This is a genomic window from Streptomyces albus subsp. albus, from assembly GCF_000719865.1.
Lineage (GTDB): Bacteria > Actinomycetota > Actinomycetes > Streptomycetales > Streptomycetaceae > Streptomyces > Streptomyces albus_E.
In genome coordinates this window covers 14827-37373 of sequence record NZ_JOID01000007.1, presented here as the reverse complement: position 1 = coordinate 37373, position 22547 = coordinate 14827, and the positions used below count along the sequence as shown (strand labels likewise).

Sequence of the window (22547 nt, the reverse complement as noted above, 5' to 3'; positions counted from 1 at the left end):
CCGTGCTCCGACTTCATCGCTGTACGGCTCGGCGGCGGGACACCGCGTCCACACCGGCGGCGATCAGCAGGACGGAGCCGGTCACAGCGTACTTGACCCCCGAGCTGTACCCCATCAGACCCATGCCGTTCTGAATGACGGCGACCACCATGCCGCCGAGCACCGCGTCGACCACCCGGCCGCGGCCGCCGAAGAGACTCGTCCCGCCGATGACCGCCGCGCCGACCGCCAGCAGCAGGACGTTGCTGCCGCCCGTGTTGGGGTCCACCGAGTTGCCGCGGGAGGCCGCGATGATGCCGCCGACCGCCGCCAGAGTCGAGCAGATGACGAAGGCGGAGACCCGGATCGCGGAGACGTTGATCCCGGCCCGCCGTGCGGCCTCGGGGTTGCCGCCGACGGCGTAGATGTGCAGGCCGTAGGAGGTGCGCCGGAGCACGAACGTCCCGATGACGACGAGCACGGCGATGAGCGGCACCACGATCGGCACGCCCTTGAGCGAGTCGACCAGGACGTTGCGGCTGCGCTCCTGGTTGAGCAGATGGACGGCGACGCCGCCGAGGACGGCGAGGGAGCCGATCCGGACGGCGAGCAGGGAGGGCGGGGCGGAACTGAGGCCCCGCCGGCGACGGTTCGCCGCCTGCCGCAACTGGACGAAGGCGAACGCCCCGACACCGGCCGCCAGCAGGGCCCAGCCCAGCGCGGGGGAAAGGTTGTCGTTGGCGATGGCCAGGATCGTCTTGTCGTTGATCGAGATGTTGGTGCCTTCCTTCAGCAGCATCAGCACGATGCCCTGGAAGGCGAGGAAGGCGGCCAGTGTGACCACGAACGAGGGTATGCCGATCCTCGCCACCAGCAACCCCAGCACCAGGCCGATGAGGACACCGGTGAGCACGGCCGCGAGGACGGCCCCGTACCAGGGCCAGCCCATGTCGGTGAGGAGGATGGCCAGCACGGCGGCGCAGACACCGCTGGCGAAGCCGGCCGACAGGTCGATCTCGCCGAGGAGGAGGACGAACACCAGGCCCATGGCGATGGCGATGCTGCCGGCGCCCTGGGTCAGGAGGTTGGCGAAGTTGAGGTTGGAGAGGAAGACCGGCCGCAGGATGGCGAAGACCAGGCAGAGCACGACCAGGCCGAGGACGGCCGGGAAGGCGCCGAGGTCGCCGCCGCGGAGCCGGGCCGCGTAGTCGCGGACGGTGGTGCGCAGACCGGGGGCGGCGGGCGGCGGCTGCTTGGCGGTTTGCTGCTGGGGCTGCGGCGGGTCCTGGTGGACGGCGGTGGTCATGCGGTGGCTCCGTTGGTGGTGGCGAGGCCCAGATCCCCGCTGCGTCCGGCGGTGATCAGTTCCACGACCTGCGCGTGGGTGACGTCGGTCGTCCTGACCTGGGCGGCCATCCGGCCCAGGTAGAGGGCCGCGATCCGGTCGGAGACCGCGAAGACGTCGTTGAGGTTGTGCGAGATGATGACGACGGTGAGGCCGTTGTCGGCCAGCCGCCGGACCAGCTCCAGGACCTGCGCGGTCTGGGCGACGCCGAGCGCGGCGGTCGGCTCGTCGAGGATGACGACCTTGCTGTTCCACAGCACGGCCTTGGCGATGGCCACGGTCTGCCGCTGGCCGCCGGAGAGGCTGGCGACCCGCTGGCGCACCGACTTGACGGTCCGTACGGACAGGCCGGCGAGGGTCTCGGCGGCCATCTCCTCCATCGTGGCCTCGTCCAGGATCAGCCCGCTGCGCTTCTCGCGGCCCAGGAACATGTTCTGGACGATGTCGAGGTTGTCGCAGAGCGCCAGGTCCTGGTAGACGATCTCGACGCCGAGGGCGGCCGCGTCCCTCGGGCTGTGCATCTGCACCGGCCGGCCTTCGAAGAGGTACTCGCCCGAGTCGAACGAGTGGATGCCGCCGATGCACTTGACCAGGGTGGACTTGCCGGCTCCGTTGTCGCCGACGAGCGCGGTCACCTCCCCCGGGTGGGCGGTGAAGTTGACGTCGTGCAGGACCTGCACCGGGCCGAAGCTCTTGTCGATCCCGCGCAGTTCCAGGATCGGGGTGGCGGTCATGGAGGGATGGCTCCTTGGGGTCGGGACCCGCGGCGGGACGGGTTACTTGATGCCGGCCTCGGCGCAGAGTTCGGCGTACTTCTTGGTGCAGAGCTCCGCCTTGGTCACGTAGCCGTCGTCCACGACGTCCTTGACGTTGTCCTTGAAGATGGCCACCGGGGTCTCCAGCACCGCCGGGACGTCCCGCTTGCCCTCGGGGTCGCGGACGGTCGCGTTGGTCTCGGCCTTCTCGCCCTTGGCCAGGGAGATCGCGAGTTCGGCGGTGGCGTCCGCCTCCTTCTTGACGGCCTTGTAGACGGTCATGCACTGGTCGCCGGCGAGGATGTTCTGCAGGCCCTGGACGGTGGCGTCCTGGCCGGTCACCGGCACCTTGCCGTTGCGGTTCTGCTTGCGCAGGATGGCGATGGCGGCGTTGCCCAGACCGTCATTGGCGGCCAGGACCCCGTCGATCCCCGGCTCCTTGGTGAGCATCTGCTCGAAGATGGTGCCGGCCTGTGCGTTGTCCCAGTCCGGAACGGACTGGTTGGGGCCCTTGGCGTATTCGCCCGACTTGTACTTCGGGTCGAGGACGCCGTCGTAGCCCTCGGCGAACAGCTTGGCGTTGTTGTCGGTGGGGGAGCCGTTGAGCTCCGCGACCATCGGCTTCTTCACCTTCTGCTCGGCCAGGCACTTGCCGAGGCCCTCGCCCTGCAGCCGGCCGACTTCCACGTTGTCGAAGCTGACGTAGTACTGGGCGGAGCCGCCGAGGGTGAGCCGGTCGTAGTCGATGGTGGCGACGCCCTGCGATTTCGCCTTGTCCAGGACGGCCTTGCCGGTACCGCTGTCCAGGTTGACGATGATCAGGACGCCGACCCCGCTGGTGATCATCTGGTCCGCGATGGTCTGGAAGGTCTGCTTGTCGCCCTGGGCGTTCTGGATGTCGTAGTCCACACCGGCCTTCTTGAAGGCCGCGGCCAGGTACTTCCGGTCCGCGGTCTCCCAGCGGTCGGAGGACTTGCTGTCCGGGAGGATCACGCCGATCTTCGGCTTCTTGCCGTCGGAACCGGCGGCACCGTCCGAGGAGGAGTCCTCGCCGCAGGCGGTGAGAGTGGAGGCGAGCAGGGTCGCCGAGGCGACGGTGAGGAGGAGTCCCTTGCGCATGGGCAGGGTCCTTTCTGCGGGTGCGACGGGACAACCGTCCGCACGGTGTTCTACGGGAGCCTTACGGGATGAGAAGCGCGCTCTCGACCGGTTCGCGGGCGTTGGTGGGGAACGCCCGACTGAATGTTGTGAGCGGGAACTTATGGGCATCGCGGGGGGCTGCGCCAGCCCCCGGACGGGAGAATTTGTTGGGCGCTATAACAATCAGATGACGCGGCCGCCGCCCGGGGCCGGCCGGGAAGCGCGGTCATGCCCGCCGCGGCCTCCGGAGACGCGGGAGCGGACCGGTCCCCCGGAGGCGGACCGGCGGGACCGGGCGTTCGTTACGGTGGCCGTCATGTTCTCCGACCGGGGCCCGACCCTCCGCGAACTCGCCGTGCAGGCCCTCTCCTCCGTCGAGCGCGGCTACGACCTGCTCGCGCCCAAGTTCGACCGGACGCCCTACCGCACCCCCGACCGCGTGCTCGACGCGGTGGCCGCCGCGCTCCGCCCGCTGGGGCCCTTCGGCACCGGGCTCGACCTCTGCTGCGGCACCGGGGCCGGCCTGGGCGTGCTGCGCCGGGTGTGCCGGGGGCGGGTGACCGGCGTCGACTTCAGCGCGGGCATGCTCGCCGCCGCCCGGTCCGCGGTCCCCGCGACCGCGGACGGCCCGGCCGTGGACCTGGTGCGGGCCGACGTCCGGCGGCTCCCGTTCACGGACGCCTTCGATCTGGCCGTCAGCTTCGGGGCCCTCGGGCACTTCCTGCCGGAGGAGCGGCCCGCGCTCTTCGCCCGGGTGCACGCGGCGCTGCGGCCGGGCGGGGTGTTCGCCTTCCCGCTGCCGGCCCCGCCCCCGGTCGGGTCGCGGCCCTACTGGGCGCTGTGGGGCTTCGACGCCGCCATGCGCGTCCGCAACGCGCTCTGGCGGCCCCCGTTCGTCATGTACTACCGCACCCTCCGCCTCGACGGCGTGCGGCGGGAGCTGGCCGCGGCCGGATTCGCGGTGGGCACGGTGCCCCTGGAGGAGCTCGGCCGGCGGCCGGACGGCAGCCCCCGCTGCCGTCTCGTCGTGGCCCGCCGGGACTGAACCGGCGGACTGATCCGGCAGGCCGGCGGGACGGCGGGACGGATCCGGCGGGGCCACGCGGAGGGGACATCGGGGGACCAGCGGGTGTGAATCCGGCGGAACGGGGAACTCCGTCGGAACCGCGCGCGGGGAAGCGGCGATTCCGCGCCGGCGGAACGCGGAGATGCCCCGGCGCCACGCGAGGAGGAGGAACCCTGTGAGAGCCGTCGTGTACCAGGAGCCGTACAACGTGACGGTGGAGGACGTCGAGGATCCCCGGATCGAGGACCCCACCGACGTGGTCATCAAGGTGACCACCTCGGCGATCTGCGGTTCCGACCTCCACATGTACGAGGGCCGCACCGGAGCCGAGCCCGGCATCGTCTTCGGCCACGAGAACATGGGCGTCGTGCAGGAGACCGGGCCCGGCGTCGCCGGGATCCGCGAGGGCGACCGGGTCGTCCTGCCGTTCAACGTGGCCTGCGGCTTCTGCAAGAACTGCCTCGCCGGCAACACCGGCTTCTGCCTGACCGTCAACAAGGGCTTCGCGGGCGGCGCGTACGGCTATGTGTCGATGGGCCCCTACCGCGGCGGGCAGGCCGAGTACCTGCGGGTGCCGTTCGCCGACTTCAACTGCCTGAAACTGCCGCCCGGCGACGAGCACGAGGACGACTTCGCGCTGCTCGCGGACATCTTCCCCACCGGCTACCACGCCACCGAGCTTGCCCGGGTGTCACCGGGTGAGTCCGTCTGCGTGTTCGGTGCCGGGCCGGTCGGCCTCATGGCGGCGTACTCCGCGCAACTCCGCGGCGCCTCCCGGGTCTTCGTCGTCGACCGGCAGCCGGACCGGCTGCGCCTCGCCGAGAGGATCGGGGCGGTACCGGTCGACTACAGCCAGGGCGACGCGGCCGAGCAGATCAAGGAGCAGACCGGGGGAGAGGGCACCGACAAGGGCATCGACGCCGTGGGCTACCAGGCCACCGCGCGCGAGGGCGAGGAGCAGCCCGCCATCGTCCTCAACACCCTGGTCGAGGCCGTCCGGCCGACGGGCATGCTGGGCGTCGTGGGGCTGTACGTCCCCGAGGACCCGGGCGGCCCGAGCGAGCACGCGCAGAAGGGCGAACTGCTCTTCCGCATCGGCCGGTTCTTCGAGAAGGGCCTGCGGATGGGCACCGGCCAGGCCAACGTCAAGGCGTACAACCGCCACTTGCGCGACCTCATCGTCGCCGGCCGGGCCGAGCCCGCCTTCGTCGTCTCCCACCGCCTGCCGCTGGAGGACGCCCCGGACGCCTACCGGCGCTTCGACCGGCGCGAGGACGGCTGGACGAAGGTGCTGCTGAAGCCGGGACAGGCCGCCGCCTGAGGGCGTCGGCACGGCTTGCGGCACAGCCGGGAGGGCACCGCCGGGAGGAGCGGTGCCCTCCGGTCGTGCCAACACCCGTGCCGGGCAGCCGCGTTCCCGGACCCCGGCACACCGGCACCCCGGCACACCGGCACCCCGGCACCCCGGCACACCGCTCCCGGGCCCGGACGAGTGGCGCCCCGGCCCGGATCAGTCGTGGGCGAAGCGGACGTCGGGCAGGACGCGGCGCAGCCAGGCGGGGGACCACCAGGCGGCCCGGCCGGTCAGCCGCAGCAGCACCGGCAGCAGTACCAGCCGCACCAGCAGGGCATCCAGCAGGACGGCGATGCCCAGGATGATGCCCATCTCCTTGGGCGGCAGCGGCTTCGCGAGGGCGAAGGTGAAGAAGACGGCGACCATGACCCCGGCCGCGGCGAAGATCACCCGGCCCGAGTGCGCCAGCGAGCCGACCATCGCGTCACGCGGGTCCTCGCTCCGCTCGAAGTGCTCCTTGGCGGAGGAGAGCAGGAAGACGGTGTAGTCCATGGCGATCGCGAAGATCATGGCGAAGAAGAACACCGGCGCCCAGGCGTCCAGGAAGCCCTGCGAGGTGAAGCCGAGCAGATCGTCGCCCCAGCCCTCCTGGAAGATCAGCCGGGCGGCGCCGAACGCGGCACCGGTGGACAGCAGGCTGGCCAGGGTGCCCAGCGCCGAGATCAGCGGCGCCTGCAGGGCCAGCAGGAGCAGGGCGAAGCCGAGGACCAGGACGACGCCGATGACCAGCGGGGCCTTGTCGCTCAGCAGCTTCTGCAGATCGAGGTTCTCCGCGGCGGCGCCGCCCACCAGCGCCTCCTCGGGCAGCGCGGCGCGCAGTTCGTCCAGCGTCCCGCCCAGGGCCGGATCCGAGGGGTCCACCTCCGGCACGGCCTGGATCATCGACAGGCCGGAACCGTCCTGGGCCGGCTGCGCGGGCATGACGGCCGCGAGGCCGGGAGCCCGCTCCAGCGCGGCGGCGGTGTCGTTCGCCCGGACGCTCGGCGTGATCACCTGGAGGGTGCCGGGCGCGCCGGGACCGAACGCCTCGCTCACGGCCGCGTAACCGGCCCGTGCCGAGGCGTCCTCGTCCACCACCGTGATGGACGGCATCGCGGTGCGCAGCCCGAACACCGGGACGGCCAGCGCCGCCAGCACGGCCAGCGACGCCGCGCCGTAGAGCAGCGGACGGCGCCACAGGCGCTCGCCCCAGGCGGCGAACACGGGCGAACGGTGCTCGCCGGCCTTCACCCAGGGCAGCGCCACGGCGTTCACCCGGTGGCCGAGCTTGCCCAGGACGGCCGGGAGCAGGGTCAGGGTGGCGGCGAGCACGAAGAGCACCGCGAGCATGATGCCCCCGGCCATGGACCGGAACGCCGGCGCGGGCACCAGCATCACGGCGGAGAGGCTGATCACGACGGTGATCCCGGAGAGCAGTACGGCCTTGCCCGCGGTGTCCATGGTCTCGGTGACGGCCCGCACGGGCGTGTCCGCCCGGCTCAGGGCGCCGCGGAAGCGCATCACCAGGAACAGGGCGTAGTCGATGCCGAGCGCGAGGGCGAACATCATCGCGAAGTTCATCGCCCAGACGGAGATCGGCGTCAGCTCGTTGAGCAGGACCAGGCAGCCGGCCGAGGCCACCAGCCCGGCCAGGGTCAGCAGCAGCGGCAGCCCGGCGGCGACGAGCGAGCCGAAGGCCAGCACCATGACGGCGAGCGTCACCGGCCAGGAGAGCACCTCCGCTCGGATCATCGCGTCGTGGTTGGCCTCGTTGAAGTCGCTCCACAGCACCGAGGAACCGGTCGCGTGCACGGTGACGCCGTTCCGCGACAGCTCCTCCAGGGGCTCCTTGAGGTCGTCGGCGGCCCGCACCATGTCGTTGGTGTCCGCGGCGGCGCCGCCCAGCACGATGGCGGTGCGGCCGTCGGGACTGAGGGTCGCCCCGGGCTGCGGCGGGATCACCTCGGAGACGCGGTCGTCGGCCTCCAGCTCCCGGGTGACCTCGGCGATGACCCGCCGTACGGCCGGGGCCGTGACCTGCCGGTCAGCGGAGACCACCACCTGCAGGGCGGAGGAGGCGTTGCCGCCGAAGTGCCGCTGGGCGAGCTCGCGGACCCGGACCGACTCCGAGCCGCCTGCCTGCCACCCGGCGCCCGACAGGGCCGAGTTGACCTGCGGGGCGAAGACGCCGAGGGCGGCCACGACCACCAGCCAGCCGAGGAGGACGAGCTTGGCGTGGCCGGCGGCCCAGGCTCCCAGGCGGCCCAGCGGCCCCGGCCCGTGGACGACTCCGGTGTCCGGTGGCGTGCTCCGGGCGTTCGGTGGCAGGGAGCTCATGTCTCGTCCTCCGCACCCGGCGGGCGGTGGACCCGCGGGGTGACTGACGTCCGGTGCTGCGGCGATGGGGGATCCACCCCTGCCTATCAGCAGGCGGACGCGGGCTCCTCCGCACGCACCCCTGAGAGGCACACCGTCCGGCCGGACGGCCGAACGCGGGCCCACCGACGGCCGGGCGGCGCGGACCGGGCGCGGCCCCGGGCGGCCGGGGGCTCCCCGTACCGGCCGGGCTCCCGGTACCGGCCGGTGCCGGTCAGTCGCCGCTGACGCGGACGTTCGCCGCGAGCGGGCAGAAGCGGATCGCCTCGTCGATCAGCGTCGACCGGGCGTCGCCCTCCAGCCCCGGCAGGTCGATGGTGACGTCCGCGGCGAGGGAGTAGCGCAGGGCGCCGTCGTGCTCCAGGGACACCTCGGCGGTGACGCTGCTGCCGGCCGCGTCCGAGCCACGGACTCCGGCCGCCAGTTCGATCGCCTGGTGCATGCACGTCGCCACGGCCGCCGCGTACAGCTGTTCGGGGCTCCAGCCGGAACGTTCGTCGAGGCCTCCGGGCGCCGTGGGGTTCACCACGGGCAGCGCCCGGCCCCCGTCCCCGCTCACCCGGGCCTCCGCCGCCCCCGGCCGCGACTCGACCGCCGTGGTGTAGAGCGTGCGCTGCTGGGTCGTCATGTCTGCTCCTTCCGCCGGATGCCTCCCTCCAGTCTCGGACCGTCCGGCCGGACCGGCGACCGCAGCCGACAGCGCCCCGCTGGCCAGGGAGGACGCGAGGGCCGGCAGGTCTGCCGGGGCCGCCGGATGCACTCCGGCCCCCGGCCCTCTGCCCCGGCCCCGGCGACCGCCCCGTGGTGTCCGGACGGTCCCGGGGACGACACGTGGCGCCGCCGGTCGTCGAACGGGAGGACCGCCGACCGTGTCACCGCGGTGGCGGGGACGGGTCCGGCGGGCACCCGGCCGTCTGCCGAATTGCCGCCTCCCGCCGCCGGCCACACAGTGGAGACCGGGAGCCACCGGGGCCTGCACGGCACCGTGCCGCGGCGGCCACGCGCCGGGCGGCGTCCGCGGCCGCAGGCCGTGTCCGGGCAGGCCCGTCCGCGGAGGAGAGAGACAGTGCTGCATTCGGTTGTCGCGGGGGTCGACGGATCTCCGCAGAGCCTGACCGCCGCGGACTGGGCGGCCCGCGAGGCGGTGCTCCGCGGCCGGCCGCTGCGCGTCGTCTGCGCCCGGGACACGCTGCCGACCGACGCGGAGGCCGCCCTCGGCCCGGGGGAGGGATACCGCTGGATGGAGGAGCGGCTGGAGGATCTCGGACGGCGCCTCCGCGAACGGCACCCGGATCTGCCGGTGGACATCATGCGGGAGCCGGACCCGCCGGTGGAGAGCCTCCTGGACCAGCACGCCGAGCTGCTCGTCCTCGGCTCCCGGGGGCTGGCCGGCATGGTCGGGCACCTCATGGGCTCGGTGAGCCTGGCCGTCGTCGGCCGCTCCGAGCGGCCCGTGGTCCTCGTCCGGGCCGGTTACGACCCCGGAGAGCCCGAACACGGTGTCGTCGCCGTCGGGTTCGACTACCACCACGAGGCGGAGGAGCCGGTCCGGTTCGCCTTCGAGGCGGCCGCCGCCCGGGGCGCCCGGATCAAGGCCGTCCACGTCTGGGACGCCCAGCGGGCCTACGGCTGGGCCACGATCCCGCAGGACATGGAGGTGCTCGACGAGTACGAGGGCCCGGCGCGGCGGTATCTCGCGGACGCGGTCGCCCCCTGGCGGGAGAGATACCCGGAGGTCGGGATCGTCGAGGAGGTCGTCCGCGGCAGTGCCGGCCCCGGCCTCATCGCCGCCGGCGCCGGCACCGATCTGCTGGTCGCCGGCCACCGCATCCGGGGGAAGGGCCGGGCTTCGCCGCTCGGCCACGTCACCCACGCGGTGCTGCACCACGCGCCCTGCCCGGTCGCGGTGGTCCCGCACGGCTGAGCCCCGCGCTCGCGCGCACTGCCGGGCGCGTCCCGGCGCCGGCCGGCGCGGGCGGGGTCCGGCCAGGGCGATGGCCCCGTGACCCCGTGGCTGCCGTGGCTCCGGTGGCGGCACAGGCGGGCCGGTGACCTCCCCAGGTGACCGGCCCGCCTGCCGTACCCGGCCCGGACTGCGGGGGTCCGGGCCTTCCCGGCGTCCGGCCTCTCGGTCGGGCGCCGGAAACCTCCGGGTGCCGCCGGCCGCTGTCACCGCCGGCCCTCCGGCGGCCCAGACGCCACCGCGTGCGCCGGGATGCCGGAGGGGCCCCGGGTGCGGGACCGCGCCGGACGGCCGGGGTGGACGATACCGAAGCGCGCCGAGCGGCCGTGCCGCCCCCCTCGGGCCGAGCACCCGGTGGCCGGACCGGCGGCGCCCGGGGCAGCGGCGCGCGCCCCTCCCAGTCACCGAGACCATCGGTCATCCGATCCAGCGCACAGGCCGGACCGCCTGCGCGACCGCCTTCGCCACCCCTCACTTCGACATGGGTGACTTCACCTCCCGGAGGCCGGCCCGGCGGTGCGGGCCTAGCCTGGAGGCATGGCCAGAAGACCGGTCACCCTTCTCCTCGCCGGCGATGTGATGCTCGGCCGCGGCGTCGACCAGATCCTCCCCGGCGCCGGAGACCCGGCGCTGCGGGAGGCGTACACCCCGGACGCCCGCGCCTACGTCGGGCTGGCGGAGGCGGCGAACGGCCCCGTGCCCCGCCCGGCCCCGTACTCCTGGCCCTGGGGCGAGGCCCTGCGCGTGGCCGAGGAGGCCGCCCCGGACGCCCGCGTGATCAATCTGGAGACGAGCGTCACCCGAAACGGCGCGTTCGCCCCGGGCAAGGAGATCCACTACCGCATGAGCCCGGACAACCTCCCCGCGCTGGAGGCGGCCCGCCCGGACGTCTGCGTGCTGGCCAACAACCACGTCCTGGACTTCGGCCGCCCCGGCTTGGAGGAGACCCTCGGCGCCCTGTCCGGCGCCGGGCTCCGCACGGCCGGCGCCGGACACGACGCCGGCTCCGCCTGGCGCCCCGCCGAGGTGCCGCTCGCCGGCGGCGGCCGCCTCCTGGTACTCGCCGTCGCCATGCCGTCCAGCGGGGTGCCGCTCGACTGGGCCGCGGCGGAGGACCGCGCCGGCGTCGCCGTCGTGAGCGAGCCCTCCGAGTCCGCCGCCCACGCGCTCACCGACTGTCTCCGGCGGGTGAGACGCCCGGGCGATCTCGCCGTCGTATCGGTCCACTGGGGTTCCAACTGGGGCTACGGCATCGCCCGGCAGCAGATCCGCTTCGCGCACGCGCTCGTCGACGGCGGGGCGGACGTCGTCCATGGCCACTCCTCGCACCACCCCCGGCCGCTGGAGACCTACCGGGGCAAGCTCGTCCTGTACGGCTGCGGGGACCTCGTCGACGACTACGAGGGCATCACCGGCTACGAGCGCTACCGGGACGACCTGCGGCTGCTGTATCTCGCCCAGTTGGAGCCGGACACCGGCCGGCTGGCCGGACTGCGGATGGTGCCCCTGCAAGCCCGGCGCATGACACTCCGTCACGCCTCCCGCGAGGACAGCGCGTGGCTGCGGACCGTCCTGGACCGGGCGAGCCGCGACCTGGGCACCCGCCTGGACCAGGAGCCGGACGGAGCGCTCACGCTGCGCCTCGCCTGACGTCTCGCGCGAGGACGCTCCGCGTCCGCGAGGCGGGCGGACTCGCGGCCCTCACGGACCCTCCCGCCGCCCGGCCGGGGACGGGCCGTTCCCCGCGGACGCCCGGCCGCGTCCACGGCTCGAACCGATGCCGGAACGCGGCAACTCCGGTCCGCGACCGTGCCATGGCGATGACGACCGGGCGGAATCCCGGTTGTGTGCCGATCACCGCGGCGTCTAACGTCTGCCGTCATCGGCGTGTAGCTCAGCAGCAGAGCACCGGGCTCTGGACCCGGAGGGCGCAGGGGCGGAACCTGCCACGCCGGCTTGTGACTCCACCCGCGACTGAAGGTCGCGGGCTTCCTGTGTCGGTGGCTAGGCACCGGCGCAGAGGACCAGCCCGGCCCTGTGTTTGACGTTGAGCGCGCCGACGTGGTCGGCGTTCGCGACCAGGCCGCAGTTGACGCATGTGAACTTCGCCTGGGTGACGCGGTTCTCCTTCGCCACGTGCCCGCAGCCGCCAATCGTGGGTGGGCAGGTGCGGGTGGGGGTACCCCCGGCGAAGCCAGGGGGAGTGTTGCGGGCGTCCACCGGGATCACGCGGCGGCCGGCGCTTTCAGCCTTGTCCGCCAGGATCCGCAGGAACTGCCCCCAACCCGCTTCGAGAATACTGCGGTTCAGCCCGGCCTTCGCCGCGGCGCCGTTCGCCAGGAACGCACCGTCGCGGTCGGGGTCGGGCCGGGGTGCGGGCGCTCGGGTCATGCCCGCGGTGTTCAGCCGCTCGTGCCCGATCACATCGTGCTCGCGCACGAGATCGAGTGCGGCTTTGTGATCCCGCAGCATCTCCACCAGTGCCCGCTCCTGCCGGACCGTGGGACGCAGCAGAAACCGGTACGCCCGCCTGACAACGCAGCGTGCTCCGCCGCTGCGCGGCTCCGGCCCAAGGATTCGATTCCCCCACCGGCTGAAGCCGGTGGTCCCCTCGAAAGAAGGTCTGATGGACGACAACGCTGAGCAGCAGCCCCTCACCGCGGCCCCGGCCTATCCCGAGGCCCAGCTGGCCAAGGCCTTCACGACCGCGCTGACCCACGAGGACCCCGCCACCCGGCGCCGCGCCGAAGTGCGCGGGCAGCGCTGGCGCGAGGTCCTCGCGGGCATGGCCTCGGGACGGCTGACAGTCGGTTCGCGCAGGCCCGTGGACGGGCTTCCCGCCTGGGTGACCCCCGAAGTGGTGCGGGGCGGCTTCGCCACCGGGACCGCGAGCGCGGGCGGCCCGCTCCAGGAGTACGAGACCGCGACCGCGCGGATCCTCGGGGTGCCCGCCGAGCGGCGCGCGCTCTTCGCCCACTGCCTCACCGAGCCCGGACTCGCTTGGCTGTGGAGCCTGTTGGACAGCGGCCACTACGAGATCGGCGTGCCCGAGGAGGCCGCGCTCCTCACCCTGGCCTGGCTCGTCCGGCACGGCGAGACGGACGCGGCACTCGACCTCGCGGCGGAACTGGAGCCGTTCGCCGACCGGCTGCGCTTCCTCCCCCGCCCGGCCGAGGGGCCCGCGCCGGACGCCACCGCGGCCGTCCACCGGCACACCGTCTCCGACGCCGCCGGCACCCTGAAGCGGCGGCGGCCCAACACGGCCGTCGAGACCCAGCGCGAGGCGCTCGCCGTCTGGCAGCCGTTCGGCGACGAACTGCTCGTCCACTGGCTGAGGACGGCGCGGGACGGCCGGGTCCTCGAACTCGCCCCGGACGCGGACTGGCTGACGCACGCTGAGATGCTGCTCGGCCGCTACCGGCGGCTCGCCGCGGAACACACCTTCGCCGGCAAGCACCGCAACCCCAAGGAGAACCTCGGCATCCTGCGCGCCGCCCTGGAGGAGACCGTCGCCGGCCGCCCGCTGGACGCGCGCCGGCTCGGCCTGCTGCGGCACGCCGTGGAGTCCATGGTGCGGCGGCGCGGCCTGCCCGGCTCCGCCGCGCACACGGCGCTGCGCCGGTGCCAGGCCGAGCAGGCGGCGCTCCCCTCGCACCACGCCCTGGCCCAGCTGATGCTGCGCCGGCTCGCCGGCCTCCCGCAGGAGACGGGCATCCCCGACGTCGCGCCGCTCCTGGTCGCGGTGACCGGTGAGGAGAGCCGGGAGACCGGCCTGCCCGCAGGAGCCGCCGTGCCGCCCGTGATCCGCCGGGTGGTCGAGTCCGCGCTGAGCGCACCGCTCGGCACGCTCGTGGAGCGGGGCGTCGTCCCGTCCGCCGAGGTCCTGGCCGAGCTGGTGCCGCAGTTGGTCGCCGCCACCACCACGCAGGCGTACCGCGAGGAGACGCTGCGGACGCTGATGGCCGCGAACTACCGGGCGTTCCGCAGCCGCCGCTCCCTGCTGCTGCTCAACCTGGAACGGCAGGTGCGCGTCGAGGAACTGCCCTGGGTCCGGGCGGTGTCGGGGCAGCGTTCCGCGGTCCTGGGCAAGCCGGACGGCCAGGGCGCGCTCGCCGTGCTGCGGCAGCTGGGCGAGCTGGCCGTGCAGGCCTTCCCGGGCACGATCCTGCCCAACCCGCTGGTCCGCGAGTTCGGCGTTCTTGAACGCCAGTGCGGCCTGGGCGCCCCGTTCGTGGAGGAGCTCGCCGCCGACATCTTCATGGGCACGTTCAGCCCGAAGTTCCTCACCGCGGCGCGGGTCGCGGGCGACCTGCTCGGCGGCACGCTGTACGAGCGCTACTACGGCATCGACTACCCGGCGATCGCCGGCCTCGCGACCGCCGAGGCCGGCGCGGCCCCGACCCGTTCCCACGGCGCCGGCACGTCCCCGGGTTTCGCGCGGCTGTGCGCCGAGCGGGCCGGGCCGGCGTCGCGGTCCTGGTCGGTCGCGGCGAACGGCACGGTGATCGAGCAGGCCCAGATCCTCACCACGCACAACCTGGCCACGCTGGTCCACCGGGTGGGCATCGCCCCGCGGCCCGGCTGGGCCGACCTGGCGCGCCGCTGCTTCGTGACGGTGTGCCGGCTGACCGCTCGTGTGCACGGCAACCCGCGGCCGTTGAGCACCATCAAGGACGCCGCGTACGCGTGGCGCCAGATGGTGTTCCACCTGTCCCTGTGCCCGCCGGACGCGCAGCGGCGGGTCATCGCGGGCCTGTGCGAGGAGACGGCCCGTCACCCCGCCCATGTCGCGACCCGTCTCGCTCCCGCCCTGGCCGGCCTGGCCCTGGTCGCCGGGGGCGGCACCTTCGGCGCCGACGGTACGGCGGACGGCGGGCGCGCCCGGCGCTTCCTGGGCTGGAGCACCGGCGGGCACTGGATGCGGTGAGGGCGGAAGCAGGGGCGAGGCCGGTGCGCCGTCACGGCCGGCCGTGCGCCGCGGGGCGGGCGGGGTAGCGGCAGCAGGCCCCGCAGCCGCTGCCCGGCGGCGTCCCGGCCGTGTCCGTGTGGACGGGACGCGGAAGGCCGTGCTGGTCCTCTCGTGCCTGCTCGGAGGCCGGTCCCTCCCGGCGTTCCCTCACCCGGCCGGGCCGGGACCCCGGCCGTGACGGAACCAGGGGCGCGGAGCGGGAGGACTCCCTCACTCCGGCCGGTGGCCGCCGCAGGTGCCGAGGCTGCACCAGCGGCGCTGTCCGCTCCGGTCGAGGAACAGCCAGCCGCAGTCCGGGCCGGGGCAGGCGCGTACCGTGAACCGCCTGGGGTCCGCGAGGAGTTCGGCGGCACTGCGGGCGACCGCGAGGAGGGGAAGCCGCAGACCGGCGGCGGGGGAGAGGCGCCAGACGCCGAGCCCTTCCTCGCCGCGTACGAACTCCGCTTGCCCGGCGGCCTCTTCGGCCACGGCCGCCACCGTCGTGAAGGCCCGCAGGTCACCGGGGTCGGTCAGGCAGGCGTACAGGTCCCTACGGAAGGCCCGGGCCTCCGCCAGCGCGGCCGCGGCCTCCTCCGGCCGCTGCCGGGCCAGTCCGGTCAGCCGGGTGACGAGATGATCCTCCGTCAGGTCCTGGTGCCCGGCCCAGACGGCGAGCGTGCCGTAGCCGCGCAGCCATTCCGAGCCGGGCCGCCGCGGACGGCCCCAGCCGGCGTAGGTGTTGCAGAACTCCAGGGCCGGATGGCCGCTGGTGTTCCACGGCAGCCACTCGCCGCGGACCCGCACGGCGTGGACGGGCACCGGCGGCCTGTCCAGCCCGGGGTCACCGCGCAGGACGCGCTCGTGCAGTTCCCGGAGTTCCCCGCCCGGCTCGATGCCGAACCGCTCGACGAGGGCGTCGCGGGTGTCGCGGTACAGCTCCAGCGCCTCGGCCTGCCGGCGGCTCCGGTACAGCGCCGTCATCCGCCGGGCGACCAGCCCTTCCCGCTCCGGGCGGTCCCGGGCCGGGGCGGCCAGATCCGCCGCCGCCCGCTCGTGGAGACCCATGGCGAGCTGCGTCCCGGCCCGCTGCTCGAGCGCGGTCAGCCGCAGTTCGTCCAGTTCGCCGCCGAGCCGGTCGCGCAGCCGGTCACCGGCGGCGTCGGCGAGCAGCGGCCCCCGCCACAGGCCGAGGGCTTGGTCGTGGAGCCGGAGGCGCTCGGCGGGGTCGGTGGCGGCGGCCGCCTCCCGCACGAGGCGGGTGAACTCCTCCGCGTCGGTCACCGCCCCGGCGGGATCGAGGGCGTAGCCGTCGTGCCGCGTGTCGATCCGCGGCCCGTACGGCCGGAGGGCGGCCCGCAGCCGGCCGACGTAGGTGTGGACGGTGCCGCGCGCCGAGGCCGGGGCGGCGCCGTCCCAGAGCAGGTCGATGAGGCGGTCGGTGGTGACGGCCCGCCCCGGGCACAGCAGCAGGACCGCCAGCAGGCAGCGCTCCTGGCGGCGGGTGGCCCCGAGGACCGGCCGCCCCTGATGACGGGCTTCGAAGGCGCCGAGCAGCTTGAACTCCATGACCCGCCGACCTTAGTGCCCGGGCCGGGCGCCGTCCGCCCCGTCACGGCGCCCGGGGTGCTGCCCGGGCTCCCCGGGCTCCACGAGTCCTCCGAGCGGGGGCGTCCGGTGGTGAGAGTGTGGTGAGCGGCCGGGGAGAGGCTGGCGGCCGAGACCTTCCGTCCGTCCCCTTCCCCAGGAGAAGCGGCCATGCGACGCACCACCCTCGTCCTGCCCGTCCTCGTCACCGCGCTGCTCGGCACGGCACCGCCCGCCACGGCCGCGTCCGGACCGGGGCCCGCCCCGGGCGCGCCCGCCGCGGCGGCCGTGGATCCGGGCGCGGGCTGGGAGCCGGCCCCGTCCGCGCCCTGGGAGGTTCCCGCCGGGGCCCGCTGCGACTTCCCCGTCCACGGGGAGCCGGTGGTGGACGAGGTGGTGCGGCGGGTCCTGGAGACCCGGCCCGACGGCTCCGCGAAGCGGGTCGCGTACAAGGGAGACCTGGTCATCCGGGTCACCAACCAGGAGACGGGCGCCTCGTACGACGCCGACGCGAGCGGCACGGCCGTCGTCGAATACCGCACCGACGGCTCGCAGTTCTGGACGGTGCTCGGCCCGGTGCTGGTGGGAGTCGGCGAGAACGGCGGGAATCTGGCGCGCGGCCTCTACATCGTCGACGGCGCCTACACCATGGACATCGGCCCGACCGGCTACAAGACCGTCACCATGGCGGCCGGTACGACGGACGACCTCTGCGCGCGCATCGGCTGACGCGCCACGCGCCACAGGCCGCACGCCGCCGCCTTCAGCCGTCCCGGCGCTCCGAACGCCCGGGGCGGCGGGGCGGCAGGGGCGGACCGGGCGGGGCCGGCCGGCCCGCGGTACGCCGCGGCCGCCGCGCCCCCGCGGTGGCCGCCGGGAACGGGGGGCCCGGCGGCCACCGGGGGGTGCCGCGCCCCCCTCCGGGGCCGCCGGAGCGCGAGGTGCGCGCTGCCGGCGGGCCCGCCCCGCGTACCGGCCCGTTCGCCGGTACGCCCGACCGGCGACGCGCCGCCGGTCGCCGGGCGTCCGGCTCCACCGGGGCCAGGTCGGCGGCACGCCCCACCGCCGCCGTGCCACACCACGCGGCGTCTCCACCGCGCCGTGCTCCCGCGCGTACCGCGCTACCTCCCGCGCGTACCGCGCTACCTCCCGCGCGTACCGCGCTACCTCCCGCGCGTACCGCGCCACGGCCCCGGGCGGCTCAGGCCCCGCCGCCCCGTCCCGCGTTCTCCTCCTCGCGCCGCCGGAAGCTCTGCACCAGCCAGGAGGAGAACACTCCGACCACCGCGCCGATCAGCCCGACGCCCACGCTCATCAGCAGCACGCCGACGAGCCGGCCGTGGAAGGTCACCGGTGCCACGTCCCCGTAACCGGTGGTGGAGAGCGTGACGCAGACCCACCACACGGCATCGCCGAAGTCCTCGATGGTCGCCCCGCGCGCACCGCGCTCGGCGCGGTAGACGGACAGCGCGCCGACGAAGCCCAGCAGCAGCGCGGTCAGTCCGCTGTACGCCATGACCTGCCCCTCCAGGGACAGCATCGTGCTCCCGGGCCGGCGCCGGTACAGGTAGCGCACGAGGGCCAGGGGCCGGAGCGCGGGGAGAACCAGGACGATGACGTCCAGCCAGTGCTCCCGCACGAACCTCCAGCGGCGGCGGCTGAGCGCCAGCCGCACCAGGTAGTCGGCCGCGAACAGGGACCAGGTGAGCAGCATGGTCCAGGACCAGGCGGTCCGCCAGGCCGGTGAGCCCTCCCGGTCCAGCACCGTGATCGTGTAGGCCGCCAGATACAGCAGCGAGGCCGTGATCAGCGGCAGCTGACCTCGCTGCTCCCACCGCCGTACCCGGTCCTCGCCGTCGTTCTCCACCGTCTCAGCATCACGGCCCGGAGCGGAGCCCGCGGGGTGGCAGGGGGCGAACGGGCGAAGCGGACGGCCCGAGCCGTGAGGTACTCCGGGAGGGCCCGGGGCGTTCCGGGAAGGGGATGGGGATACCCCCTTGGGGTTTTTATACCCCAGGGGGTATAGTCGACGGCAGGGAAGTGCACGACGAAGGGAAAGTGCCATGTGCCAGCGAGTCACCTGTCGTACCTGCGGCAAGTTCACCTACTCCGGATGCGGCAATCACGTCGACCAGGTGCTGGCGGGCGTCCCGGCCGCCAAGCGCTGCGACTGCGACTCGGCGGCGGGGAGGCAGGCCAAGACCGGAGGCTCCGGCTGGAAGTCGCTCTTCGGCCGGGGCTGACGCGCGGCGCCCCACCCCGCACGCCCCGGTGCGCGGTGGGGCGCCGGCATGCCGCGGCGGAAGACCGGAACCGGGCGCCGGCCGGCTCCGGCCGCCGGGCCGGTGACGCGGCGCGCGGAGAGCCCCCGGCGGCCGTCCCCGCCCGCGGGAGGGGTACTACCGGCGTATCAGGACCGAGTCGACGGCGCTGGTGACGTTCTCCCCGAAGGCGTCCGTATAGCGCCTGTCCAGGGCGTATCGCCCGTCGGCCGACTCGAGGAAGGCCAGCAGGTCGGCCCGCTTGACGATGCTGTCCTCGATGACGAGGTAGTCGCCCGGCCGTACGACGGCGTCGAAGTGCGCGAGGACGCCCCGGACGTTGACGTGGGCGTCCTCGACGACCAGCCACGGGTGCTCCAGGGCCGACAGCTCCTCCCGGCCCAGTACCGTTTCGATCTCCGTCAGGTCGCCCCGGCGGAACGTGACGCGTGCGTCCCGCACGGCCACCGGGTTCCGGTCGACGGAGAGGATGGCCGGCGCCAGCCCCGCCGAGGCCGCCACGTCCGCCATCCAGACGGCGCTCGCCCCCGAGCCGGAGCCGAGTTCCACGATGCTCGCCGGTCGCAGCTCCGAGATCAGCATGGGAATGATCGCGGCGTCGTACACGGACTTGACGAGCGGCAGACCTGCCCAGGTCAGGGTCGACACGACGCCCTGACTCCGGTGGATGGTGCGCAGGTCGGCGGCCATCGCCGCGTGCACCTCCCGCAGCGATCTGCCGAGTCGCTCCGTCGGATCGGCGAACCGCGGAGCCTCCGCCCGGCGGAGAAAGTCGGTCAACTCCTCCACCGCGGCGCGCACGTGTTCCGACCGGCGGGAGCCCGGTGCGCCGTCGAGGGCGGAGTGCGCGATCTCGGCGAGCAGCAGCACCCTGTTGTCGAAGAAGGTGGGAACCCCGTTCTGCGCGGCCACTTTCTCGCGAACCACCCCGCGGGACCTGGCGACGGTCGTCGCCACATCGACGCCCGCAGGGAACTCCCCCTCAGCTCCTGTCGGTTGTGGTGCGTCCCGCATCGGTCTCTTCCTTCCGTTCGACATCGACATCGACATCGGCCTCCCCGGCGTCACCGACGCTGCCGCCCGGCGGCTCCCGGCCGGAGGCAGCGACGCGACGGGCGTAGGCGAGCAGCGCGTCCGCGCGGCCCGGCGGGCTCCGCCGGGCCACGGACACGACGGCTCGCCGTACCTCCTCCGGCCCGTGGAGCGCGCCGTCCACCACCACCGCCACCTGTTCCGGCCCGAACAACGCCGCTGCTCCGGACCGGAACCGGGCCGGGGTGAGGCCTTCGGGCGGGTGCCCCGCCGGTACGGCCGGCGACGCGGTGCCGGCCGCTGCCACGGCCGCGGGGCTGCCGGTGGTGGCAACACTGTCCCGCCGGTACGCCTCGACGGTGCCGCGCAGATCCTCCGCGTCCACCTCCTCCGTCGCGAGGCCGAACAGCTCGCCGAGCGCGGTCACCACGGCCGGGAGCACCCGGGCCGGGGCCACCTCGAAGCGGAGCCGGAGCGAGCACACCCTGCCGTCCTGCCACAACTCGCCGTGCACGGAGTAGGCCAGGGCGGAGGTGTCCCGCAGGGCGCGGAAGAGCCGGGACGAGGCGGTTTCCACGAGGAGGCGGCGGGCGGTCTCCAGGAACAGCGGGGCGTCGTCCGCGGCCGCGGCCCGGACACCGAGCATCACCACGCACGCCCCGGGCCCGGTGTGCCGTCGTACGGTCAGGGGCCGCACCCGGGCGGCGAGGTCGTCCGCCGGTCCGCGCCGCGGGGGCGCCGAAGGCCGCCGGCGCAGTGCCTCCGCCTCCGCCTCCGCCTCCGCCTCCGCCTCCGCCTCCGCCTCCGCCTCCGCCTCCGGCGCCGGACAGGACCGGACAAGGGCGCGCAGGTCCACCCGCGCGAGGTCGGCGGCCACCACGAGGTCGCGAGGCGCGCTCAACACCCCCCGGTGAAAGGCGCGTACGGCGCCGGCGTCCACGCGCGTCGCCGAGCCGGCGTCACCGGCCATGCCCCGCCCGTACCGGCTGCCCGGGAACAGCGCCGCGTCGAGCAGCGGTCCCGCGGATCCGCCGGGCGCCCGGCGGGCCGCGGCGAGAGCCCGGCCCCGGCGGTGCGCGAGCGCCCGCACCTCCTGAGGCGTGGTGCGGAACGCGCCGAGGGCCCGGGCCAGCAGGGCGAGGGCGTCCGCCAGGCGGTCCGGAGCCGAGTCGAGCGTGAGCCGGACCGTCTGCCACCCCACGCCGAGGGTGAGGGTCGTGCCCAGCTCCTCCAGCCCGGTCTCCAGGCACTCCCGCGCTTCCCGCCCGCCCGGTCCGCCGTCGCGGCGCAGGAGCACCGCCCAGGTGGACCCGGTGCCCTCCTGGCCCGGCGGGTCCGCCGCAGCACCGTGGCGCAGGAGCAGGGAGGCGGAGGCCGTCAGCCTGCCGGGCAGGTGGACGGGGACCAGCCGGGTCCGGGGCGTCCGTGCGCGGGCCCCTCTCACCGCGCGGCCCCCGCGGTCACGGTGCCCGCCTCGTCGTAGACGAGGAAGGTCGCGGCGGCCGTGCTCCGCGAGGCCGCGCGCACGACGGCCCGCTCGGTGACGTCGGCGACCGCCTCGGCCGCGGTGTACGCGTGGTGCGCCCCGCCGGTGACGCGGGTGTGTACGGCGAATGCCTCCGCGCGCCGGGCGGGGTCGTCCAGCCCGGCGCGCCGCCGCCACAGGACGAGCCGCACGGCCCGCTGGAGTTCCCGGGGCGCGAGGCCGTCGGAGACCGAGGCGAGAACGGTCCGCACACCCTCCAGCAGGCGCGCCCCGGTGATGCCGGGCGCGGCGGTCACCGTGCCGTAGAGCAGCGAGCTGCCCCGCTCCAGCTCCCACGCGGCCAGTGACTCCCCGGCCGGGCGGGCGATGCGGGCGCCGCGCACGGCCGAGCGGAACAGCCGGCTGCCCCTGCCCAGGCCGAGGACCGCCGCCAGCACGGCGTACGCGGGGTGGCCCCGTGAGCCGTACGGCGGGGTGTGCAGCAGGGTGTACACCCGGGGCGGGACGCCGGCGGGGCAGGCGGCCCGGGCGACGGCGGGCGAGCCGCGGAGCGGGGCGCGGGTTTCCTCCGGGGGCGGCGGGACGCCGGCGTCCCCGGGAACGCCGCCGAGGGTCTCGGCGGCTGTGCCGGTCACCGCGGCCGGGTCCAGGTCGCCGAGCACGACCAGGGTGGCCCGCTCGGGCCGGTAGTGCCGGCGGTGGAAGCCGGCGACCTCCCCGGGGGTGAGGCGGCCCAGCGCGTCCGTGTCGCCCATCGACGGGTGGCGGTAGGGGTGGCCGGGAGGATACGCGCGCGCGAAGAGCAGCTTCGCCGCGTCGCCGAAGGGCCCGCCGCAGCGCTCCCGCTCCTCGCGCCGGACCAGCGCCAGATGGTCCGCCAGGGCCCGCTCGTCGAGCGCCCCCGCCAGGCCGGTCATCCGGTCGGCCTCCATGTCCAGGGCCTGCCGGAGCAGTTCGCGGGGCACGGTCATGGTGAAGGCCGAACGGTCCTGGTTGGTGGACGCGTTGACGTCCCGGGCACCGGCGCGCCGGAGGGTCTCCAGGAAATCCGGGTGCCGGCGGGTGCCGAGGAACATCAGGTGCTCCAGGAAGTGCGCGAGACCGTGCCGGCCGGGTGCCTCGTCCCGGGAACCGACGTCGTACCGCAGATGGACGTGGAGGTCGCGCAGGACCGGGTCCCGCTGGGCGACCACGGTCAGCCCGTTCGCCAGGCGCGTGGTGGACAGCGGGCCGTGCGGGGCGTCGTACTGCTCCACCG

At 74.8% G+C, this 22547-nt stretch carries 17 protein-coding genes, 1 tRNA gene and 1 pseudogene; 8 read left to right on the top strand and 11 right to left on the bottom strand.

Annotation, left to right across the window (positions count from 1 at the left end):
- Positions 1-13 precede the first annotated feature (13 nt).
- Genes IF83_RS0107855 through IF83_RS0107845 form a run of 3 tightly spaced genes read right to left on the bottom strand, consistent with a single transcriptional unit; the run spans position 14 to position 3198 of the window.
- Positions 14-1285, bottom strand: a complete 1272-nt coding sequence (locus tag IF83_RS0107855; RefSeq protein WP_030543336.1) for a sugar ABC transporter permease — start codon at positions 1283-1285, stop codon at positions 14-16.
- A complete protein-coding gene (locus tag IF83_RS0107850) occupies positions 1282-2058 on the bottom strand; it encodes an ATP-binding cassette domain-containing protein (RefSeq protein WP_037679128.1) in 777 nt (258 codons plus the stop codon). The genes IF83_RS0107855 and IF83_RS0107850 overlap by 4 nt, the downstream gene beginning before the upstream one ends.
- Positions 2059-2100: 42 nt before the next feature.
- Entirely contained in the window at positions 2101-3198 is a 1098-nt protein-coding gene (locus tag IF83_RS0107845) for a sugar ABC transporter substrate-binding protein (RefSeq protein WP_030543334.1), read from the bottom strand.
- 337 nt (positions 3199-3535) lie between these two features.
- Here IF83_RS0107845 and IF83_RS0107840 point away from each other — a divergent pair, with 337 nt between their 5' ends.
- Both IF83_RS0107840 and IF83_RS0107835 read left to right on the top strand, forming a co-directional pair.
- Positions 3536-4264: a class I SAM-dependent methyltransferase gene (locus IF83_RS0107840; protein WP_030543333.1), complete on the top strand. Its 729-nt coding sequence runs from the start codon at positions 3536-3538 to the stop codon at positions 4262-4264.
- Positions 4265-4460: 196 nt separating this feature from the next.
- Entirely contained in the window at positions 4461-5606 is a 1146-nt protein-coding gene (locus IF83_RS0107835) for a glutathione-independent formaldehyde dehydrogenase (RefSeq protein ID WP_030543332.1), read from the top strand.
- Positions 5607-5795: 189 nt separating this feature from the next.
- Here the strand turns inward: IF83_RS0107835 and IF83_RS0107830 are convergent, their stop codons facing one another.
- Both IF83_RS0107830 and IF83_RS33645 read right to left on the bottom strand, forming a co-directional pair.
- A complete protein-coding gene (locus tag IF83_RS0107830) occupies positions 5796-7955 on the bottom strand; it encodes an MMPL family transporter (RefSeq protein ID WP_030543331.1) in 2160 nt (719 codons plus the stop codon).
- 253 nt (positions 7956-8208) lie between these two features.
- Positions 8209-8622, bottom strand: coding sequence for an OsmC family protein (locus IF83_RS33645; RefSeq protein ID WP_051722560.1), 414 nt, complete (start codon positions 8620-8622; stop codon positions 8209-8211).
- A 438-nt stretch (positions 8623-9060) separates the two neighbouring features.
- On the opposite strand from IF83_RS33645, the gene IF83_RS0107820 reads away from it, so the two are divergent.
- The 3 genes from IF83_RS0107820 to IF83_RS0107810 all read left to right on the top strand — a co-directional run bounded on the left by IF83_RS0107820 (position 9061) and on the right by IF83_RS0107810 (position 11912).
- The gene (locus IF83_RS0107820) at positions 9061-9918 is read left to right on the top strand and encodes a universal stress protein (RefSeq protein WP_030543329.1); all 858 of its coding nucleotides are present in this window, start codon (positions 9061-9063) and stop codon (positions 9916-9918) included.
- Positions 9919-10494: 576 nt separating this feature from the next.
- On the top strand, positions 10495-11607 hold the full coding sequence (locus tag IF83_RS0107815; RefSeq protein WP_030543328.1) for a CapA family protein: 1113 nt from the start codon (positions 10495-10497) through the stop codon (positions 11605-11607).
- Positions 11608-11840: 233 nt separating this feature from the next.
- Positions 11841-11912 (top strand) — tRNA-Gln (locus IF83_RS0107810).
- Positions 11913-11961: 49 nt separating this feature from the next.
- On the opposite strand, the pseudogene IF83_RS0107805 reads toward IF83_RS0107810, so the two are convergent.
- Positions 11962-12417, bottom strand: a pseudogene (locus IF83_RS0107805) (RNA-guided endonuclease InsQ/TnpB family protein); the annotation flags it as partial.
- Between the two features lie 166 nt (positions 12418-12583).
- Between IF83_RS0107805 and IF83_RS0107800 the strand changes: the two are divergent.
- Complete coding sequence (locus IF83_RS0107800) at positions 12584-14884, top strand: coiled-coil domain-containing protein (protein ID WP_030543326.1); 2301 nt, start codon at positions 12584-12586, stop codon at positions 14882-14884.
- Between the two features lie 252 nt (positions 14885-15136).
- Here IF83_RS0107800 and IF83_RS0107795 read toward each other — a convergent pair whose 3' ends face one another.
- Positions 15137-16471 carry a BTAD domain-containing putative transcriptional regulator gene (locus IF83_RS0107795; RefSeq protein ID WP_030543325.1) on the bottom strand — a complete coding sequence of 445 codons (1335 nt, stop codon included), beginning with the start codon at positions 16469-16471 and terminating at the stop codon, positions 15137-15139.
- A 189-nt stretch (positions 16472-16660) separates the two neighbouring features.
- Between IF83_RS0107795 and IF83_RS0107790 the strand changes: the two genes are divergently transcribed.
- Positions 16661-17218 (top strand): hypothetical protein, encoded by a 558-nt coding sequence (locus tag IF83_RS0107790; RefSeq protein ID WP_030543324.1) that lies wholly within the window; start codon positions 16661-16663, stop codon positions 17216-17218.
- A 472-nt stretch (positions 17219-17690) separates the two neighbouring features.
- Here the strand turns inward: IF83_RS0107790 and IF83_RS0107785 are convergent, their stop codons facing one another.
- Positions 17691-18356 carry a potassium channel family protein gene (locus IF83_RS0107785; RefSeq protein WP_030543323.1) on the bottom strand — a complete coding sequence of 222 codons (666 nt, stop codon included), beginning with the start codon at positions 18354-18356 and terminating at the stop codon, positions 17691-17693.
- Positions 18357-18552: 196 nt separating this feature from the next.
- Between IF83_RS0107785 and IF83_RS0107780 the strand changes: the two genes are divergently transcribed.
- Positions 18553-18732 (top strand): hypothetical protein, encoded by a 180-nt coding sequence (locus IF83_RS0107780; RefSeq protein WP_030543322.1) that lies wholly within the window; start codon positions 18553-18555, stop codon positions 18730-18732.
- A 156-nt stretch (positions 18733-18888) separates the two neighbouring features.
- On the opposite strand, the gene IF83_RS31090 is transcribed toward IF83_RS0107780, so the two are convergent.
- The 3 genes from IF83_RS31090 to IF83_RS0107765 are packed head-to-tail and all read right to left on the bottom strand — an operon-like array spanning position 18889 to position 22545.
- Positions 18889-19698, bottom strand: a complete 810-nt coding sequence (locus IF83_RS31090; protein ID WP_158711010.1) for a CmcI family methyltransferase — start codon at positions 19696-19698, stop codon at positions 18889-18891.
- Positions 19699-19753: 55 nt separating this feature from the next.
- Complete coding sequence (locus IF83_RS35260; protein WP_030543320.1) at positions 19754-21247, bottom strand: insulinase family protein; 1494 nt, start codon at positions 21245-21247, stop codon at positions 19754-19756.
- Positions 21244-22545, bottom strand: coding sequence for a M16 family metallopeptidase (locus IF83_RS0107765; protein ID WP_051722557.1), 1302 nt, complete (start codon positions 22543-22545; stop codon positions 21244-21246). The genes IF83_RS35260 and IF83_RS0107765 overlap by 4 nt, the downstream gene beginning before the upstream one ends.
- Positions 22546-22547 lie beyond the last annotated feature (2 nt).

What these genes read in the sequence shown, in the direction of transcription:
- IF83_RS0107850 (WP_037679128.1), bottom strand. Translation starts at nt 2,058, where the DNA reads ATGACCGCCACCCCGATCCTGGAACTGCGCGGGATCGACAAGAGCTTC.
- IF83_RS0107790 (WP_030543324.1), top strand. Translation starts at nt 16,661, where the DNA reads ATGCGACGCACCACCCTCGTCCTGCCCGTCCTCGTCACCGCGCTGCTC.
- IF83_RS0107840 (WP_030543333.1), top strand. Translation starts at nt 3,536, where the DNA reads ATGTTCTCCGACCGGGGCCCGACCCTCCGCGAACTCGCCGTGCAGGCC.
- IF83_RS0107780 (WP_030543322.1), top strand. Translation starts at nt 18,553, where the DNA reads ATGTGCCAGCGAGTCACCTGTCGTACCTGCGGCAAGTTCACCTACTCC.
- IF83_RS0107855 (WP_030543336.1), bottom strand. Translation starts at nt 1,285, where the DNA reads ATGACCACCGCCGTCCACCAGGACCCGCCGCAGCCCCAGCAGCAAACC.
- IF83_RS0107815 (WP_030543328.1), top strand. Translation starts at nt 10,495, where the DNA reads ATGGCCAGAAGACCGGTCACCCTTCTCCTCGCCGGCGATGTGATGCTC.
- IF83_RS33645 (WP_051722560.1), bottom strand. Translation starts at nt 8,622, where the DNA reads ATGACGACCCAGCAGCGCACGCTCTACACCACGGCGGTCGAGTCGCGG.
- IF83_RS0107845 (WP_030543334.1), bottom strand. Translation starts at nt 3,198, where the DNA reads ATGCGCAAGGGACTCCTCCTCACCGTCGCCTCGGCGACCCTGCTCGCC.
- IF83_RS0107830 (WP_030543331.1), bottom strand. Translation starts at nt 7,955, where the DNA reads ATGAGCTCCCTGCCACCGAACGCCCGGAGCACGCCACCGGACACCGGA.
- IF83_RS0107800 (WP_030543326.1), top strand. Translation starts at nt 12,584, where the DNA reads ATGGACGACAACGCTGAGCAGCAGCCCCTCACCGCGGCCCCGGCCTAT.
- IF83_RS0107795 (WP_030543325.1), bottom strand. Translation starts at nt 16,471, where the DNA reads ATGGAGTTCAAGCTGCTCGGCGCCTTCGAAGCCCGTCATCAGGGGCGG.